Consider the following 18,754-nt stretch of genomic DNA (forward strand, 5'->3'; position numbering starts at 1 on the left):
AATTGGAACTATTATTATTATGAATAAACAACAAGTTATCGATATTATCAAAGCACATCAAACACAAATCCATGATTTTGCCGTTAAAGAATTGTTTTTATTTGGTTCAGTGGCAAGGGGAGAAGAAACAGAAGATAGCGATGTTGACTTTTTAGTCAATTTTAATCAACCAGTAGGATTATTTACATTATTGAAATTAAAAAGTTATTTAGAAGATTTATTAGGGTGTTCTGTGGATATTGGTACATCTGAATCTCTGCGTCCTCATCTAAAAGAAACAGTATTAAAGGAGGTTATTCGTGCCATCTAGGGAGTTTGAGTTAAGAATTCAGGATATGTTGACAGAGATTGAAGTTGTTGAAGATACCGTCAAAGACTTAAATTTTGAAACCTTTGCCCAAAATCAACAGGCTTTACGGGTAATATTGTATGGTTTAGCAGTGATTGGTGAGGCAGTAGCAAAAACTATTGATGAACTAGAAACGCAAGATTCAAACATTCCTTGGAGGCAGATTAGAGGATTGCGAAATATGGTAATTCATGAATATTTTAGAGTGGATTTGGTTCTGATTTGGCAAACGATACAAGAAGATTTACCAATGCTTAAAGAATCTTTATTACACATTCAAAATAATTTAAGGGATACAAAATAATTTTTGATCAATTTAAACTTTATGCGGTATTAAATAACACGGAAATGCTAGAATACAAAAATAATTTTAAGGGATATTTTAAACTATTAGGGGGAAATTTGATGACACAGGATATTGATGTTGATATTGATGAATTAAAGGAATTTATTGATACTTTACAATATTTTCAGGATGTAATGAGCGATCGATTTCAAGCAGTAGAATATGATTGGAATCGTTGTGATGAATCTTGGGAAGGGGAATCAAAAAAACGTTTTACCTCTGATTTTGAAGAAGTGTACGATCGCACTAAAAGAACTTTAACGGCGGGGGAAGATGCCTTAGAATGGCTCAAAAAATATTATCAAATATTAGAAGATTTTGAAAGATTTTAAGAATAAAAAATATGGCAGAACAAACAAAATTTAACCGACAAGATGCTGAAGATTTATTAAGGGAATTACAAAAATTTAACAACATTCTTAACTATGAATGGATAAAAGTTTTAAGAAAATGGGAAACACTACAATCATGTTGGCATGACAAACAATTTGAAGAATTTGAGCCTCTTTTTCAAAAATTCAAAGCTAATTATCAAGATGCAGAAAATAAAAGTGAGGAATTTATCCGTTTTATTCAAGAACAAATAACCATTAGTGAAGAAAGACAAAGAGTATTAAGTAATTTTCAGAGAATTAGAAACTCATAATATTAATCAGAAATAAGAAAAAAATTAAATCATAGCGTTTATCTGAATGCTAAAGACATGACAATTATCCGTATTCGGGAATGGGAAATAATCTGTATCTGCACTACCTGAGTTCGATATAAGAAAAATGGTAAAAGTAAGGTGGGGAGGCATGGGAGGTGTGGGAAGCATGGAAGAAAGAATTTAAAAATAAGTAAAACAACCATTAAAATTAGGAAATAAGAAAGAAAAATCAATTGTAAATAGTTTTAAATCAATATTTGCCAAGTTTAACTCCGAACTCAGGTCTGCACTAGCATTAAAAAACTACAACCCCCCAATACCCCAATAACTCAACACCCGAAACCTGAAACCTAACCTTTGTATAGCTTTTAACCCAAACTACTTAATTCTTCTGGTTGGTGATAAAATTGAGATTCGAGGTTAAAGCCACGATAAGCCATGATATACAATTCCTTCATGTCCTTAATTAGAGGATAACGGGGATTTGTACCAGTGCATTGATCATCAAAGGCTTGTTCCGCTAAATCCTCGATCCCGAAGGGATCTGCTTCGCAGTACGCACCTCCCCACAAAAGCTCGATCACTTTCTGATTAATAAATGATTTAATCAATAGAAACCATATCAATACTAGAGATATATCTCTTTTATCCTGAGTTCGGGATAAATTTTCATCTATGAATGATGGAGAAAAAAGGCAAAAGGCAAGAGGCAAGAGGCGAACCCCCCTTTATCCCCCCTCGAGAGGGGGGAGGGCAAAGGAAAAATTAAGAATTAGGAATTAAAAACCCCGAACACTCATTATTTGTTACTCATTACTCGTTATTTATTACTTTCTCTCAACACCTGCAACCTGCAACCTGAAACCTGACACCTACCCTTATCCAATATTCTTAAACTGAACTGAAGTAATGTCGAGATTTATGCCAACGCCTCAAAAGCGATTCCTTCTTCTGTGAAGTTGAAACCACTATCTAAGATACTTTGACGTTCTGCTTCTCCTACAAATATGTATCCTCCGGGTTGAGTTTGGAAGCGGAAAATATCATTAGCTTGTTGAGCATCTGCACCATAGGTATAGAATGCTAAACCTTCTTCAATAAAGTTAGTATAGTTTTCTTTGATGCTTTGACGCTCTGCTTCTCCTACGTACAAATATGCGCCCCCAAGGTTACTATTACGAAAACGGTAAATGGGTTCTAAGTTTTCTCCGTCTTCTAATGCCACTTTGAAGGCTTCTCCTTCTTCTACAAAATTGAAGCCACCTTGTAAGATTCTTTGTCTTTCTTGGTTCTCTACATAAATGTAAGTTCCTTCACCGGTGCGAAAACGATAAATACTGGTGTTAAGTAAATTATCTGTCGTCAAGTCATCTACAGCAATAGTGCGATCGCTGAATTGTATTTGTTCCACATTGGTTAATGTGTCTGTATTTGTGCCAACGGTGACAACACCATTCTCTACAGTGATGGAAAATTCATTAAATGCACCATCATAGATAACTGTATCGAACCCTTCTCCGCCGTCAATTTGATTATTAACGCCACTTTGTCCGCTACCGATAATAACGTCATCCCCTGCACCAGCATTGACAATGTTATTTCCACCAGCAGGATTGATGCGATCGCTTCCTGAACCAGTGGTAATATCATCATCACCATCCCCAGTGGTTACTTGATTATTTCCATTACCAAGGTTAATAACATTGTTGCCATTTCCTGTGGTAATGATATTGTTTCCATTTCCTCCTGTAATAGTATAATTGTCATCGCCAAGATTTAGTTCTCTGTCTTCGTCATCAAAGTTGATGTTTTCATCATTAACAGGATTAACTGTCACATTAACTGTTGCCGTGTCAGTGCCACCATTGCCGTCACTAATGGTATAGGTAAAGCTATCTTCACCATTAAAATCAGCATTAGGAGTATAAGTAACAGTACCGTCATTATTATTTGTTACTGTGCCATTTTCGCCGTTAGTAACTTCTGTAATGGTTAAATCATCCCCGTCAATGTCCGTATCATTGGTTAAGAGTGCGATCGCATCTGGTGTATCTTCATCTGTAATTAACTCATCATCTACAGCTATGGGATTATCATTAACAGAATTGACTGTTACATTAACTGTTGCCGTGTCAGTGCCACCATTACCGTCACTAATGGTATAGGTAAAGCTATCTTCGCCATTAAAATCAGTATTAGGAGTATAAATGACAGTACCATCATTATTGTTTGTTACTGTGCCATTTTCGCCGTTAGTAACTTCTGTAATGGTTAAATCATCCTCATCAATGTCCGTATCATTGGTTAAGAGTGCGATCGCATCTGGTGTATCTTCATCTGTAATTAACTCATCATCTACAGCTATAGGATTATCGTTCACCCCTTCGATGGTGATAGTTACGATGGCAGTATCTACTCCTCCACGATTATCAGTAATGGTATATTCAAAAGTAGTAGTTGCCGTTTCTCCTTGGGATAGGGATTCAAACTCACCATCAGGATTATAAGTCACTGTACCATCATTGTTAAGAGTGACAAGACCAATGGTATTGCTAGAGTTAATACTCTTAATGACTAGGTTATCTCCATCAGTATCACTATCATTATCCAATAAATTATCGATACTAACAGAACTATTCTCTTGTGTTGTAATAGTATCGTCTTCAGCGATTACGCTGTTATTGGAGTTAAGATCCACATATACTAAACGGTGATCAGAAGTAGGAAATTCTGCTAAATCAAATAAAAGATCATCGCTAGGTTTCCAGAAAACTTCAGCGTTAACTATTTCCAAATTGTAAGAAGGTAGGACATAATCAACTCTTAGGTTACCGGGGGGAATATCCGAGTTAGGATCATTAAAGTTAAATCCAAAATCCGCCGTATCAAAAGCAGGATTGCCTGTATGGCTATCATTTGCCCCATTTTGACGAATGGAAGCATCTACCCCGCCTTCACTGATAGGAGTAATAGATTCATCGGTAGCTGAACCTTGAATAATGGGATTATTTAATAATTGGTTAATGGCTTGGGGATAGTTAGCTTTTACCTCATCTGAAGCATTAACATCGGGGAAACTGTCACCATCAAAGGGATCTGCATTATAATCCCCAACGATAACAAAACGCTCTCCTGCACTCAATCCTCCTGTGTTACCTTGATCATCATAGATATAATCGCTAGTGGTAGGATTAACATAATCTGACCAAAAACGAATTTCATCAAAGTTACGTTTACCATTACGATCCTCTGTGCCGTCAAAAACTGGAGGAGTAGGATGGGCGGCTAAAATGTGGACAATTTCACCGTTAACACTAACAGGTACATCCCAATGACTCTTAGAAGATAGCCTTAAAATTTCGATTTCTTCGGGGGAATAATAACCGTTAAGGTTTTCATTTACTTCTGTATTGGGGTCATCAATGGTAGGATCATTGGTTAACAAGTTATTGGGCATATCCTTCCATAAAAATTCTTGGAAAGTACGCACACCTTCTTCCATAATGGGATATTTGGATAACAATACCATGCCATATTGTCCTTCATAGTTACCGAATCCGAAGGCATCTCCTGCACCACCGATAGCCCCATTGTTATCTAAGTCGAAACCAGAGGCAATACCCGTATTTGAAGGAGCAAAATAAACATAAGGATACTCGACAGGATTAACCCCATTTTGACTAACACCGAGATAGTTTTCTTGAAATAAACGAATTGCATCGCCGTTGGCATCGTAGTCAAACTCGTTTAAGAGGATAATGTCAGGGTTAGTACGTTGGATTATTTCCGCAACTTTTTGGGCTTGAGCATCATCAGGGGTTGATAAATCCTCGATTAATTCCCGGGCACTGTTACGATTAAGGGAAGCGTTGAAAGTAGCTACCCGTAAATTATCATCTAAATTTAAACCGACAATCAGAGGATCATGATCAGAAGTACGATAGGGGACACTACCATCAAAAATATCCGCATCTCTGCCAAAATCTAGGTTATAGTCTAATGCGTCTGCTTCGTCAGAGTTAATCTGCCATTCTGTCACCCCTGTAACTTGTTGTGCTAAACGAGGAGAAGCTAAAGCATAATCTAATGTGCCTAATTGTCCGTCAAAGACGTAAGAGTAAGCAGAATCTCCTATTTTGTCTTTTATTAGATTAATATAGTTGTTTTCTAGGGTTTTTATGGGATCTTCTTGGGCGTAGGCGTTCAAATCACCCAAAATTAACACATCTTGATCATTACTACCTGTAGGATTAGTTCTTAGCCAAGCATTAAGTGCGATCGCAGTTTCGGTACGGCGGAAATTCCAAAATCCTTGCCCGTCTAATTGGTCAAAGTTAGGATTATTAGGGTCATTTAAGCCCGAACTTCCCTTAGATTTAAAGTGATTGACGGTAACGGTAAAGGTTTCTCCCGTGGCGATTTCCTCAAAAGTAACAGCAAGAGGTACTCGACTGGTGGCTTCTCCTGTGAAAAGAGGTTCACCACTTAAGCCCAAATCTCCCAATTGAGCAACAATAGTATCATCTAAATAAGCAACGGTAGTATTAGGTGCAATTCTGACGGTATCTTGTCGATAAATAGCCCCAACTGCGATCGCATCTGTGCCGAGAAAATCCATCCCGGGATCAACATAAGCGTAAATATCCGCCCCAAGACGCTCATTTAAAGCATTAACTAAAGTAGCAATGGGAGGTTCAGAGTCACTACCAAAATAATTCTCTAACTCCTGTAAACCAATGACATCTGCATCTAGTTGAACTAAAGTGGTGAGTAACTTGTCTAGTTGACGCTCAAATTCCGCATTAGGATTATCACTAGCAGGAGGATTACCCCCAAAACGGGTTAAATCATCTGCTCCTCTGGGTTCTTGTCCCACTGCTGTATCTGTTTGTCCGTCGTCAATGGTAGTAAAAAAGTTCAATGGGTTGAAACTAGCTACTTTTAAACGTCCTCCCACATCTTCGGGTGTTTCAGGGCGAGGGTTAACCTGCTCAAATTCTGGGTTTTCTGTGGGCATAATACGGAAAGTTTCATCACCAGATCCGCCACTACCACGACTAAAACGCACTACTCCAGTTAAATTATTAACCGCATCACCCATACGGAAGGAGTCAGCAGTATCTAAATTTCCGTCAGGGAAAATAATCGGATTGGGATTTTGTACCGTTTTGCCGTCATCAATGGTAATAGTGCGACTAGCTACATCTTGTAAATGAGCATCAAAATTATCAACATCAGGCTCATTAATTTGGGTAAATTGAAAAGCGCGATCGCCCTGAATGGCTCTAAATTCCCCAAAACGGTCTAAATTGAACATTTCTGAGATGGTGAGGGTATCGGGGAAATTAACTAACATTCCCTCATAAGCCTCTAAATCAGCGATATATCTTCCATCGGCATTAATCACCGTAGCAACGGGTAACATTACTTCTGTCGGTGCGATTTCCCCTGTGCCTGTGATTTGAATAGAAAGGGGTTCAAATTGAGTTTCACCGAAAAACTCGCTTACTTCTCCAGTAATATAAACCTTATCACCAACATTAACATCCACACCAAAGTTATTATCGAAAACAAAAATTCCTTCAGAAGTAAAAGGATTATCGTCAATATCGGTATCTTCTTCCTGAACATAAAAACCTCTGAGGAAATCGTTACCTTGAAAGTCTCCAGTCACAATGGCTTCGATGGCAAATTGTTGTCCGACAACAGGGCTAACTTCTCCGTCTCCTTGAATTTCGTGAATTTTGACTAAATTAAAATCGTCATTAACTACCATGCCATTAGCAGAGTTAACCGAAATAGTTGCATTATTAGTAGCATTAGATAAAGTTACCGTTACAGTCTCATCAGATTCAGCATCGGTATCTCCTATCACAGACAGAGTAATAATTTTACTGGTTTCGCCGTCAGCAAAAGTTATGGTTTCAGAAGGTAAAACTCCGCCAAAATCTGTACCATCTACATCCCCAGAAACAGTATAGTCAACGGAAACCTCACCACTGGTGTTTCCAGAGCGAGTTACGGTAAAAGTATATTCTGTAATCCCTGTATTTCCCTCTGCTTTTTCTGCATCCGTGGCGCTAATTTCAAAAGATGAACCGATTAAAGGAGCTAAACTAATATTGTCGATGCCGATGTCTTCTCTACCTGCTTCAAGACGAATTTGTAACCTTAAATCAAGATTTGTGCCGTTGACAGCTAGATTTTTAACGAAAGTTTGAGCGGATGAAGTTAAAGATGTGCCGTCACCAATACCATCAAAATCAGTATCTTCTAAAAAAGTGTTTTGATTAAAACTAGAGTCATCAGCAGTTTCAAAGGCGAGTAATGGTTGCCAGACACCTCCATCAACTCGATACTCGAAAATGACAAAATCGTCAAAATCAAGAGCTTCGTCACTATCTTCGGTGGCTAAATCTGTCGAAAAAATAAGGTTATTAAAACCATTGACATTTAAATCTGACCATGTTAAAAACACAGGAGGTGCGATCGTACTTGATGAACCGTCAATGTCAGAAGCTACTAAATAGTTATCATCAAATCCTGTATAGGTATTAAAACCATCGGTGGGATTACCATTAAAGTCTGCTCCTCCGTCGCCGTCACCATCAAAAATGCCTAAATAGTCAAAATTGGACGTGCCATAGAAAAAAGTTTTTTCACCACCATCATTGTCTGTAATGGTAAATAAGGGTAATTCCCCATTTTCTTGGTAATCAAAACCCTCATGAAGAATTAAATTATTTTGTGAATCATTAACCATAATTTTTATTTCAAAAGCTAATAATAAATGTGAATTTCGTTCATTGCACAATTGATAAAGCTATCAGTATAGCTAGTAATATTTCATTAACTTTTTTACTTATTACTTATTCTGTAAAACCGAGTTATTTAGTCCAGTAAACACGTAAGCATAATCATAATTCGGAGATTTTACTGCAACAAGAAAACTGGCTTATTCCATCCCCAACTTGAATTAAGTTTAAGGATTAATAGAGATTATAAACCTTTACTGAAGGATACAAAACACTTTTTTCCGTCAAACAAATGCTATATTTTACTTTTTATGAAGATTAAGCCTTCAGGAATAGTATATAACTTTTTAAATGTTTTTTATATTTTATTTTTATGTTTAAATACTTAATTTTTTCTTAAACAAAAGATAATTTATAATTAATATTTTTTTGATAGAGACACAGGAAATTTTCATATATAAAAATAATATATGGTGATTTTAATTCATAAAAAAAGGTGGGCATGACCCACCAATATCAAACTAAAATTTGAGGATTTTTTCTTCTGTCGAGATTATGCTAAAGCCTCAAAAGCAATTCCTTCTTGTGCGAAGTTGAAATCACTGTTTACAATACTTTGACGTTCTGCATCACCTACGAAGATATATCCTCCGGGTTGAGTTTGGAAGCGGAAAATATCATCAGCTTGTTCGGCATCTGCACCATAGGTATAGAATGCTAAACCTTCTTCGATAAAGTTCGTGAAGTTTTGTCTGATGCTTTGACGCTCTGCTTCTCCCACATACAAATAAGCTCCTCCAAGGTCATTGTTACGGAAACGGTAAATGGGTTCTAAGTTTTCTCCGTCTTCTAGCGCAACTTTGAAGGCTTCTCCTTCTTCTACAAAGTTAAAACCACCTTGTAAGATACGTTGTCTTTCTTCGTTCTCCACATAGATGTAAGTTCCTTCACCTGTACGGAAACGATAAATAGTGGTATCTAATAAAGGATCAGTAGGATCAGCTATTATTGTGTCTTCACGGAAGTTAAGATTTTGAATGCGAGTGTCTTCTTCGATGGGGGTATCAGCTTGATCAAAGGGTTGAGAACCATCTGGGAAAAACTCAGCTAAGTATTCCGCTAAGGCATCTTGCTCTCCTGCAATAGGTAGATCTGAATTATTAGGTAAGCTATCTGGATTTAAGCTATCAAGTCTGACTACATTTTCAAAGTAGAAAGCGGGATAACCGTCACCACCACCAGCTAAGAAATCAAGAATCACCATTTTGTAGGTAGTGCTAGGATCAACTACTAACTCTCCATCAACAACAATTGCTTCTTGAGTACCATCTTCACGGTTTAAAACAAGGTTTTGGATTCTTTCACCGGGAGTTGCCACACCAGTAGCATCACCGTCATTATTACGGGTAAACTCAATGGGGGTATTATCAGGATCAAAACTGAAACTAAAGCCACCAATTTGACCGAACTGTCCGGGAGTTGCTCCTTCTGCCCATTGTGCGACAAGATGTTCTGCTAAGTCTTTGATACCCTGAGCGGAAATATCAGCAACGGAGAGCTTATTATCGAAACGGAGAGAATTTTCTATGTCTAATTGAGAAACATCTCCTTCTTCTTTACCAACCGCAGGATTAGCTTGGGGAGGTAACTGGATTAACTCGTTTGTACCACCGTCGATGAAAGAGACACCGATTTGATCTCTGATTCCACCACCGTTTTTCACGGAAATATCAATTTCTAAGCCATATTGTTCCGCATACCAGAGGTTAGCATCAGCAGTTAAGTTACCGAGGTTGGTTTCTTCTGTGCGGACACTAGAGCGTAAACCGTTGAGCCAAACTTCTGTGTTACCGAAGATATTACCATCTTTACCGTTAATGAAGTCACCTACTCCGTCAACGATTTCCACCAATTCGGGATCCGCAACGGCTTTAACTTGCTCAAAAGTAGTAATATCGGCTTCATAGAGGCGATCGACTCCTGCAATGTCAGTGGCAAAAGCACCACTTTCATCCCCAACACTGATAATATTTCCTTCTGCGTCAAAATCAACAATTAACTGTCCTACATAACGATAGTTAGCGGCAGTGTTGATTAAGTAAATATCATTGCCGTCAGCATCTTGGAAAACTTGAGGATAGGGTTGTAATAACTCAGGAGGAGTTTGGGTTTCGTCTTGACGAAGAGTATCATCATCATTAGCCATGACACGATGAGAACCACCACCCATTAAAATATCTACATGACGTAATTTAGAGGCTAAGGCTTGTTCCACTTCAAACTGCTGTAAGTGAGTCATCAACACAATTTTGTTGATACCTTGAGCAACTAACTCATCCACAAAAGGTTGTACACTATCGGCAATGGCTTGGGCATTTTCTTCAATATCACGGCTATTGGGGTCAGTTAACATGGTAATGCCACCAATATTCGCAATTTGGGGTAAATAAGGTACAACTGCACCAATCACACCAATTTGCTCACCGTTTACGTCCACAACTACACTTTCTGTTAAACTCGCAGATTCAGGGGCTTCTCCTGCGGGTACAACTAAATCTTTGAGGTCTGAGCTGTCGGTAGAGTAGTCAAGGTTAGTGGATAAGTAAGGGAAATTAGCACCAGTGAAACCAGTAGTAGGATCGATACCTGTACCCTGAATGTCGGCATTAGGTGCGATCGCATTATAGAAAGCTTCAGGTCCTGCATCAAATTCATGATTACCAACGGCGGCCGCATCCCAACCTAATTCATTTTGAATGAGAATATCGGCAATACCAACTTCACCGTAAATATCACGACTAGCATTGAAGAAAGGTCCTGCGATGAATAAGTCCCCTGAAGATAATTTCAAGGTATTAAGATACTGGGCATCTAAGGCATTTAAGACCGCAGAAAAGCCGATGGCATCTTGTAAAGCGGGGATACCTGCTTCTTGATCGGATGCGTGGAGTAATTGTAAGGTGAAAGTAGGATTTGTATTTTCTAAGAAAGCTAATTGACCACCTTGTACTAAACCTTCCTCAGCGATAATACCATCACGGATAGAATGAGCTTGTACATCAAACAAAAATAATGAACCAGGAGTTTCATCAAATAAGTTAGAAACATCAATGATACCTGATGATTCCCAATCACCTATATCATCAGGATCTCCGTCAGTTTGTCCTTCAGGAACTGCCGTGCGATCTATTTGAGCAATACGATTTAATACTCCTGTTTCGGGATTTAATTCCCAGATAGAGGCTTCCTCTCCTGAAGTTAAACCGAATTCATCTATAGAGCGATCTTCTTGAATGTAGATTAAGCCGTTATCCGCCCATTCTAAATTATCTGGACTGCGTAAACCAAAATCAGGACCGGCAAACTGTCCATTTCCTGCATCATCGCCGTCATAGAGGACATCTAGTTGAGCGGTGATGTTATCTAAGTCGCTGAAATCCGCATCGATTTCGTAGGTTGTACCCCAACTATCACTAGGGAATAAACTATCACGACCAGTAGAAGCTAATACTGCTACAGTACCATCATCAGGACTGGTGGCTAAATCTTCGGGACGAGAGAACTTAAATGCACCTACTTCTTCGGCTAAAGCATCTTGTTTTTCTTGGGTAGCAAAACCTAATTCGTCATATTCTCCGTTTCCTGCTAAATCAGGACGATAAAAGTCGATTTCGACAAAACTACCAGAACGTTGTTCATTTGTGCCATTAAACTGCTCAGGGGTAGTTTCACCACTATCGGCGACCCAAACATAGAGTTTGCCTTGGGCTAAACCATTACGGATGAGGATGTCAGCACCTTCACCTTGACCTTTTTCACCCACATAGAGTAATAAGGGAGCTCCACCGCGATCGTCTCCAATTAATAAAGCTACTTTATCGGTAGTTCCCGTATCTAATTCAGTGACACTTTCCCATGCGGCACGTCCCATCCAAGGTACTGCATAAAGGGTATTAGTTTCAGGATCTAAAACAAATTCTGAACCGCCATCGGTTTCTTCTCCTGTGAAGAATAAGCCATCGACTAAGCCACGTCCTTCTCCGAATTGGTTTGCTTCGATATATTGAGCAGAACAGAGGCGATCTAGTCCCATAAAATCAAGGTCACTGGCTTCGTCCACCACTTCTCCAGCACGGTTAATAATGGTGTCATAGGCTTGTCCTACGTCTTCTAATTGACGAGTATCTTTGTTTATGTCAAAGAAGCTAATTCGTCCACCAGTTAATTGAGTACCGTTGGCGAGGGTATAAGCGTAACCGACTTCACTGCCTAACTCATGGTTAGCTAAAACACGAATAGTGTCTTCATCGAGGGCGAATGCTCCTAAACCATCAAGAATACCGGGGGGAACATAATAACCTTGACTACCATTAAAAATTTGTCCGATAGTGAATACAGGCTCTGTGACAAAATCTCCTAAACCCTTCATTTGGGATGGTTGATTTGGACGAGTAAAGCCGTCATCTATTTCATAGACGCTAGTTGTGCCACTAACCTCATTTGCAACTACTAATAGGGGAATTCCATTAGGACTATCTTCCGCACTAATAAATACTAAACCTTCTGGTCCTAAATCTCCTGCTTCTGGATTTGGTGAGCCATCTTCTAATTGAGCGTCAACGCTAAAGTCACGGTTGTTGATATATTGAACGAATTTAGCATCAGTGGGATCGCTAATATCATAAACCATTACTCCACCGACTCTTTCTAAGCCGACAAAAGCATAAGGCACTCCATTTATCTCACCAACGGTTACTCCTTCGGGTTCAGGTCCTTTATCATCAGAACGAGCATCAAAAGAACCGTTTTCGTCGTTGTTGGAGTTGAAGTCGTCAGGAATTAGACTTGCTGTGATTTGTTCAAAATCATCCCCACTATCAAATACTAAGTTACCGTTACTATCCCAGATAGAAAAAGAACGAGAACCGTAGGCGTAAAGCTCTTCATAAGCGATTTCACCTTGAATTTGTCCTCTTAATTCACCTCCGGGGTTTCTCTCGGTGTGTAGGTTGAAGTAGTAGTTAGTATCTTCTCCTTGAGGAGTTTTGGGAATATCGCTTTCCTGCCAAATACTTGTTAAAGTGGCATTTCCCTCATTGTCAATTAAAATTTCTGTGTCTGGATCTGCTAATAAGTCCCAAACAACGCCTCCATTCATGCCTCTCATGGCTTCATGGATATGGAGTAAGATGACATCATCCCCTGTATCGGCAGTTAAAGGATTTCCTGTAACCGCGCCAAAGTCAACTCCTGTTACTTGTAACTCGACGTTGAGGAAGCCGTTATCATCCACAAACGCAAAGGATTCACCCTCTGCATCACTCATGGCAGGAGGTACTTCTTGATCTGGAGTAAGTTCGGCTACAAAAATAGCTCGATCGCTGACTCCGAGGGTATTGGTAATGTTTAAGCGACCTAATTGATCATTTTCTTGTAACTGACGAGCATTAGGAAAAGCAACGGGATCAAGGATAATATCATTAATTCGATTTTCTTCGTTGAAAATTTCACCTTCTTCGATGATAACGTTACCCTGATCATCTTCTAAGTCACCGTCAGGACGAATTCTTGCATCTCCTTCATTAGCAGTAACTAAGTAAGTTTGACCATCAACTTCGTAGGATGCGATCGCATCTGGTTGATACATACCAAATACGGGCCAGTTACGAATATTAATGGAGTCGTCACGGTTACTAGCATCAAGGGCATTATTTAAGGAAATAATACCTAAACCGATGGGAATACCGGCTTCGTCAAAGTCATTGTCATTGATAACGGCGATGGTAGTTTCATCGATGACAGTCAAACCTTCAGGTTTATCGGTGAAGTCATAACCGATTTCTGTTAGGTTAATTGCAACTTCTTTTGTAACAGGATTAATACCTTTTTGAGCTAATTCTTCAGGAGTTAAACTGTCAAAGGTTTCATCTCCTTCCAAAACATCATCAGGAAGGGTTTGTAAGTTAGTAGCATCGTTTAAGTTAATGCGGAAAATAACTTTTTGAGAATCAGCTTCAAGGCTAGAATCTCTTTCAATGACCAAAAATTCCCCGTTTTTATTAGTAGCCACCGCATCGCCGATTTTATCGCTACCACCGCCAATGTCTTCTTGAATATAGAGATATTCACCTGTCACAGTTTCGCTAACTGGATCAAATTCTAAAATTCTGGTGGTTGCAGTTTCACCACTGTCGGGATTATCAAAAGGAGACTGCACAAAGGCATATACTTTTCCATCTTGAAATGCGATCGCTTCAAAACCTCTATTTGCCTGACGGGTGTTGTATGCTTCAGGAAAAACTCCTGTACCAACTTCAGCAGGTAAACCTTCGGGGACAAAACGATCAATTAAAACGCCTTCAGCAGAGAACTTATATAAAGCAGGACGATATTCATCGGCCGCCCAAAAAGTACCATCGGGGGCTTGAATCAAACCTTCTAAATCCGCACCAAGGGGATCAAAATCGAGAATATTTCCATCCTCATCGATGGGAATTCTACCACCGTCATCTGTAGGTAAGTTTGGTAAACCCGTTAAAGGAGAACCATCTTGACGAGTAAGTAAAACCTGATCAAGAATATTTGTATCACCATTATTAGGATTATACTCAAATTTAACTAAACGGGGTTGTAAATCAGGAATTAGATAGGTGCGAACTCTCTCCTCTACTCCATCATCGTTAATATCTCTATTTCCTGTTTCTGAAGGACCTAAATCCATATGAGTGAGAAATTCGTAATTCCCACTATCATTCATACCTAGGAAAGTTAACCCAGAAAAACCGCCTAAACGAATATCTCCTCTAGTTTGAGAAGTTCCAATAATGGGTAATTCTGATTCTTCAAAAAATGCTGTTTCTAAATTGGGTGAAGCATTATAGTTTTTGAATCCTAAAGGTACAATACCAGAAACAGTACCAGTGGTAACATCTACAACTGCTAAAGCATTATTTTCTTGTAGTGTGACGTATGCAGTTTGAGAGTCAGCAGAAAAAGCAATATATTCAGGTTCTAAATCTTGAGAAACACTGGCATTTAAACCAAAAATGCGTACTCCCTGTGCGACTAAAGCATCTTTTTGACTGTCGAAAGCATTAAAATTAGCATTGGTAACAGAAGCATTTTCCACTCCTGTGCTTATATCAATAATACTAATTGAACCTTCAGGGTCAACGCTATAATCATCATTAGCCTCTCCCTCATTAGCGGTTAATACTTTCATTCCGTCTGGGGTGAATGTCACCATGTCAGGTAATGCCCCAACAGTTACGGTATTAACGGGATTAACAGGGTTACTGAAATCACTATCGCTATTAAAGAAAGCAACACTACCGTTGTCGGTTTTTATATTAGCCTCGATCGCGATCGCAACTATACCATTTTTAACGGCAACACTGTTTGCGACTCCTCCTAAAGCTGAAGCGTCTATTTCCCCGATTTTAACGGGGTTATTAGGGTTGGAAAGGTCTAAAACATCAACGGTGACAGCTTCGGCATTTACTACGAATAGACGGTTAGTAGAGGGATCAAACGCTGGGATTTCCGCCGCACCCTCATCAAACTGTCCTGTAGCATAAGTTCCTATCAAATTTAGATTAATTGTCATAAATATCCTTAATCTTGGTACTGAGGATTTATCAAAACCTTAATTTTTGCAAGGTAGATCACCCTATAGAGTAACCAGAAGATATTAAGTAAAAGTTAATAGATAGTTAAGACATGGATAAATTCACGAGGAAAATAATTAAAAAACAAACAATGGCAGTAAAAATCAAAATTTATGGGGCTAATCTCCTAATTTCCCAATCATTATTATCTAATTTTGTATAGTAGAAGCGATCGTGAAGTCTATTTTCTCGTCCTTGCCAAAACTCAAAACTATTCGGCACTACCCGATAACCTCCCCAAGAAGCTGGAAGGGGAATTTCTTGATTATGAAATTTCTGTTTAATTTCCTCAAACTGTAACTCCAATATTTTTCGAGAAGAAATTATACTACTTTGTTGAGAACACCATGCACCAATTTGACTGCCACGAGGACGAGTTGTAAAGTATTTCAGTGATTCCATAGTGGAAATTTTATCAGCACTGCCACAAATTTGTACTTGACGCTGTAAACCTATCCAAAAAAACAATAGAGAAACTCGATTATTACCATTAATTTGAAGGGCTTTCCTACTTCCATAGTTGGTAAAAAAAACAAATCCCCTTCTATCAAAATATTTTAACAGGACAATTCTTTGCGTTGGTTGTCCTTCTGGGGAAACAGTTGCTAAATTCATAGCATTAGGTTCGGGCAAATTAGCATCACAGGCTTGTTGAAACCATAATTCAAATTGTTTAAAAGGATCTTCTTGTAGTTGTTTTCTTTGTAAACCATTGAGGGTATATTCGTTTCTTAAGTTTGCAAGATCCATGATATTTTATAACAAAACTTTCTCTTAATCCCATTATCTCACTAATGCAGAATAAGGGGCAAAGCTAGGCAGGGCTGATTCATTCTAAAATTTTCTGGTTAAGGCAGGGAATAGGCAAAAGGCAAAGGTAAATAGTCGATAGTTAACCTGAGTTCGGGATAAATTTTCATCTATGAATGATGGAGAAAAAGGCAAAGGGCAAGAGGCAAGAGGCAAGAGGCGAACCCCCCTTTATCCCCCCTCTCGAGGGGGGAGGGCAAAGGAAAAATTAAGAATTAGGAATTAAAAACCCCGAACACTCATTATTTGTTACTCATTACTCGTTATTTATTACTTTCTCTCAACACCTGCTGTTCCTGCAACCTGAAACCTGACACCTACCCTTATCCAATATTTTTAAACCGAACTGAGGTTAGTTAATAACTTCTTCCTGAACGGGCCAATGGCCATTCGCCCCTAATTCCTAAGCCTCCATCTCTGATAGATGCAAAAAACGAATTAAAATTATGTGCAAAAAGAAAATGTGTCTTTATTTAGTAGTCAAAGTTACAAAATCTTAAGAATCAAATTAATAATGTATTGGGCAGTTAAGTATATAAGTCTTTAAATATTTATTTGTATTCAATATATTAACCGAGGACAAATTATGGTTGTTGCTGTAAATACCACCACCACAAAAAAAGTGAAACTAAATAAAATTGAAAAAGTAAAAGAAGCAAAACACGGTTTGGATGTTAAGGAAGAAATAGAAAAGTTTGCTCAAATGGGTTGGGAAGCAATGGATGAAGATGACCTCATTGTTCGTTTAAAGTGGTTGGGGATTTTTTTTCGCCCAGTAACTCCGGGGAAATTTATGCTTAGGTTACGCACTCCTAATGGTATTCTCAACAGCCAACAATTACGCACTTTTGCGGAAATTATTGAACGTTATGGGGAGGATGGAAAAGCTGATATTACTACCCGTCAAAATATTCAATTAAGGGGAGTTCATTTACAGGATATACCAGATATTTTTCGTAAATTGGAAGCGGTGGGCATGACATCGATTCAGTCAGGAATGGATAATGTGCGTAATTTAACGGGTTCTCCTGTTGCTGGAATTGACCCTCATGAGTTAATTGACACCAGAGAATTAAATCAAAAATTACAGGATTTGATTACTAACCATGGACAGGGTAGTTATGAGTTTAGTAGTCTCCCTCGTAAATTAAACATTGCGATCGAAGGTAGTAAAGATAATTCTATTCACGCTGAATTGAATGATATAGCATTTTTACCCGCCTATAAAGATGGTGAATTAGGTTTTAATGTTGTGGTGGGGGGTTACTTATCCGCTCAAAGGTGCGCAGAGTCTATTCCTATGGATGTTTGGGTAAGACCTAATGAAGAAGTATTGAAATTATGCGCGGCTATTCTTAGTGTTTATAGTGAGTGTGCATTGGAAGAAGGTTTGAGGGAAAATAGAGCAAAAGCCCGTTTAATGTGGTTAATTGATAAATGGGGTATGAATCGTTTTCGCATTGAAGTGGAGAAAAAACTAGGACAATCCTTACAATTTGCCGCCCCGAAAGATGAAATTACCTTAGAAAAAAGAGATCATTTAGGGGTTAATCCTCAAAAGCAAGAGGGTTATAGTTATATCGGTATTCATATTCCTGTTGGGCATTTAGATGCGGAGGGTTTATTTGAAATTGCTCGTTTAGCGGATGTTTATGGTAACGGAGAAATTCGGGCAACAGTGGAACAAAATTTTATTATTCCTTTTGTAGCCAATGACAGGGTAGAGGCATTTCTTGCTGAACCAATTTTAGAACGCTATCGAGTTAATCCTACACCTTTAAGCCGTTCTGTAATTTCGTGTACAGGGGCTCGTTATTGTAATTTTGCCTTGGTAGAAACTAAGCAAAGAGCGGTGAAACTAGCCACAGAATTAGATAATGAACTAAATATTCCCTCTAAAGTCAGAATTCATTGGACAGGTTGTCCTAACTCTTGCGGACAGGCTCAAGCAGGGGACATTGGCTTAATGGGTACTAAAGCGAAAAAAGATGGGCAGGTGGTAGAGGGTGTTAACTTATTTATGGGGGGAAAAGTGGGCAAGGATGCTCATTTAGGCAGTCTCAAACAAAAAAGTATTCCCTGTGATGATTTAAAATCCGTTTTGAAGGAAATTTTAATTAATGAATTTGGGGCAACGGTTAAATAATTTAGCTTGAACTCGATATAAAATTGTTTACT

At 38.6% G+C, this 18,754-nt stretch carries 9 protein-coding genes; 5 read left to right on the forward strand and 4 right to left on the reverse strand.

Going from position 1 to position 18,754, the window contains the following annotated elements; genetic code table 11:
• The first annotated feature begins 19 nt into the window (after nt 1-19).
• From CYAN10605_RS01450 to CYAN10605_RS01465, 4 genes are all read left to right on the forward strand, one after another.
• Nucleotides 20-310 carry a nucleotidyltransferase family protein gene (locus CYAN10605_RS01450; RefSeq protein WP_015218164.1) on the forward strand — a complete coding sequence of 97 codons (291 nt, stop codon included), beginning with the start codon at nt 20-22 and terminating at the stop codon, nt 308-310.
• A 25-nt stretch (nt 311-335) separates the two neighbouring features.
• Entirely contained in the window at nt 336-653 is a 318-nt protein-coding gene (locus CYAN10605_RS01455) for a HepT-like ribonuclease domain-containing protein (protein WP_150108916.1), read from the forward strand.
• A gap of 101 nt (nt 654-754) precedes the next feature.
• Nucleotides 755-1,027 carry a WXG100 family type VII secretion target gene (locus CYAN10605_RS01460; protein WP_041922595.1) on the forward strand — a complete coding sequence of 91 codons (273 nt, stop codon included), beginning with the start codon at nt 755-757 and terminating at the stop codon, nt 1,025-1,027.
• An 11-nt stretch (nt 1,028-1,038) separates the two neighbouring features.
• Complete coding sequence (locus tag CYAN10605_RS01465) at nt 1,039-1,341, forward strand: hypothetical protein (protein ID WP_015218167.1); 303 nt, start codon at nt 1,039-1,041, stop codon at nt 1,339-1,341.
• Nucleotides 1,342-1,712: 371 nt separating this feature from the next.
• On the opposite strand, the gene CYAN10605_RS01470 is transcribed toward CYAN10605_RS01465, so the two are convergent.
• The 4 genes from CYAN10605_RS01470 to pdxH all read right to left on the reverse strand — a co-directional run bounded on the left by CYAN10605_RS01470 (nt 1,713) and on the right by pdxH (nt 16,516).
• Entirely contained in the window at nt 1,713-1,955 is a 243-nt protein-coding gene (locus tag CYAN10605_RS01470; RefSeq protein ID WP_190275008.1) for a hypothetical protein, read from the reverse strand.
• A 308-nt stretch (nt 1,956-2,263) separates the two neighbouring features.
• Nucleotides 2,264-8,107: an ExeM/NucH family extracellular endonuclease gene (locus tag CYAN10605_RS17680; RefSeq protein ID WP_015218168.1), complete on the reverse strand. Its 5,844-nt coding sequence runs from the start codon at nt 8,105-8,107 to the stop codon at nt 2,264-2,266.
• 545 nt (nt 8,108-8,652) lie between these two features.
• Nucleotides 8,653-15,705 (reverse strand): choice-of-anchor I domain-containing protein, encoded by a 7,053-nt coding sequence (locus CYAN10605_RS19070; protein WP_015218169.1) that lies wholly within the window; start codon nt 15,703-15,705, stop codon nt 8,653-8,655.
• 172 nt (nt 15,706-15,877) lie between these two features.
• Nucleotides 15,878-16,516: a pyridoxamine 5'-phosphate oxidase gene (gene pdxH / locus CYAN10605_RS01495; protein WP_015218170.1), complete on the reverse strand. Its 639-nt coding sequence runs from the start codon at nt 16,514-16,516 to the stop codon at nt 15,878-15,880.
• 646 nt (nt 16,517-17,162) lie between these two features.
• On the opposite strand from pdxH, the gene CYAN10605_RS01500 reads away from it, so the two are divergent.
• Nucleotides 17,163-18,722 carry a ferredoxin--nitrite reductase gene (locus CYAN10605_RS01500; protein WP_015218171.1) on the forward strand — a complete coding sequence of 520 codons (1,560 nt, stop codon included), beginning with the start codon at nt 17,163-17,165 and terminating at the stop codon, nt 18,720-18,722.
• The last annotated feature ends 32 nt before the right edge of the window (nt 18,723-18,754 follow it).

This window comes from Cyanobacterium aponinum PCC 10605, assembly GCF_000317675.1.
In the GTDB taxonomy this organism is placed as follows: Bacteria; Cyanobacteriota; Cyanobacteriia; order Cyanobacteriales; family Cyanobacteriaceae; genus PCC-10605.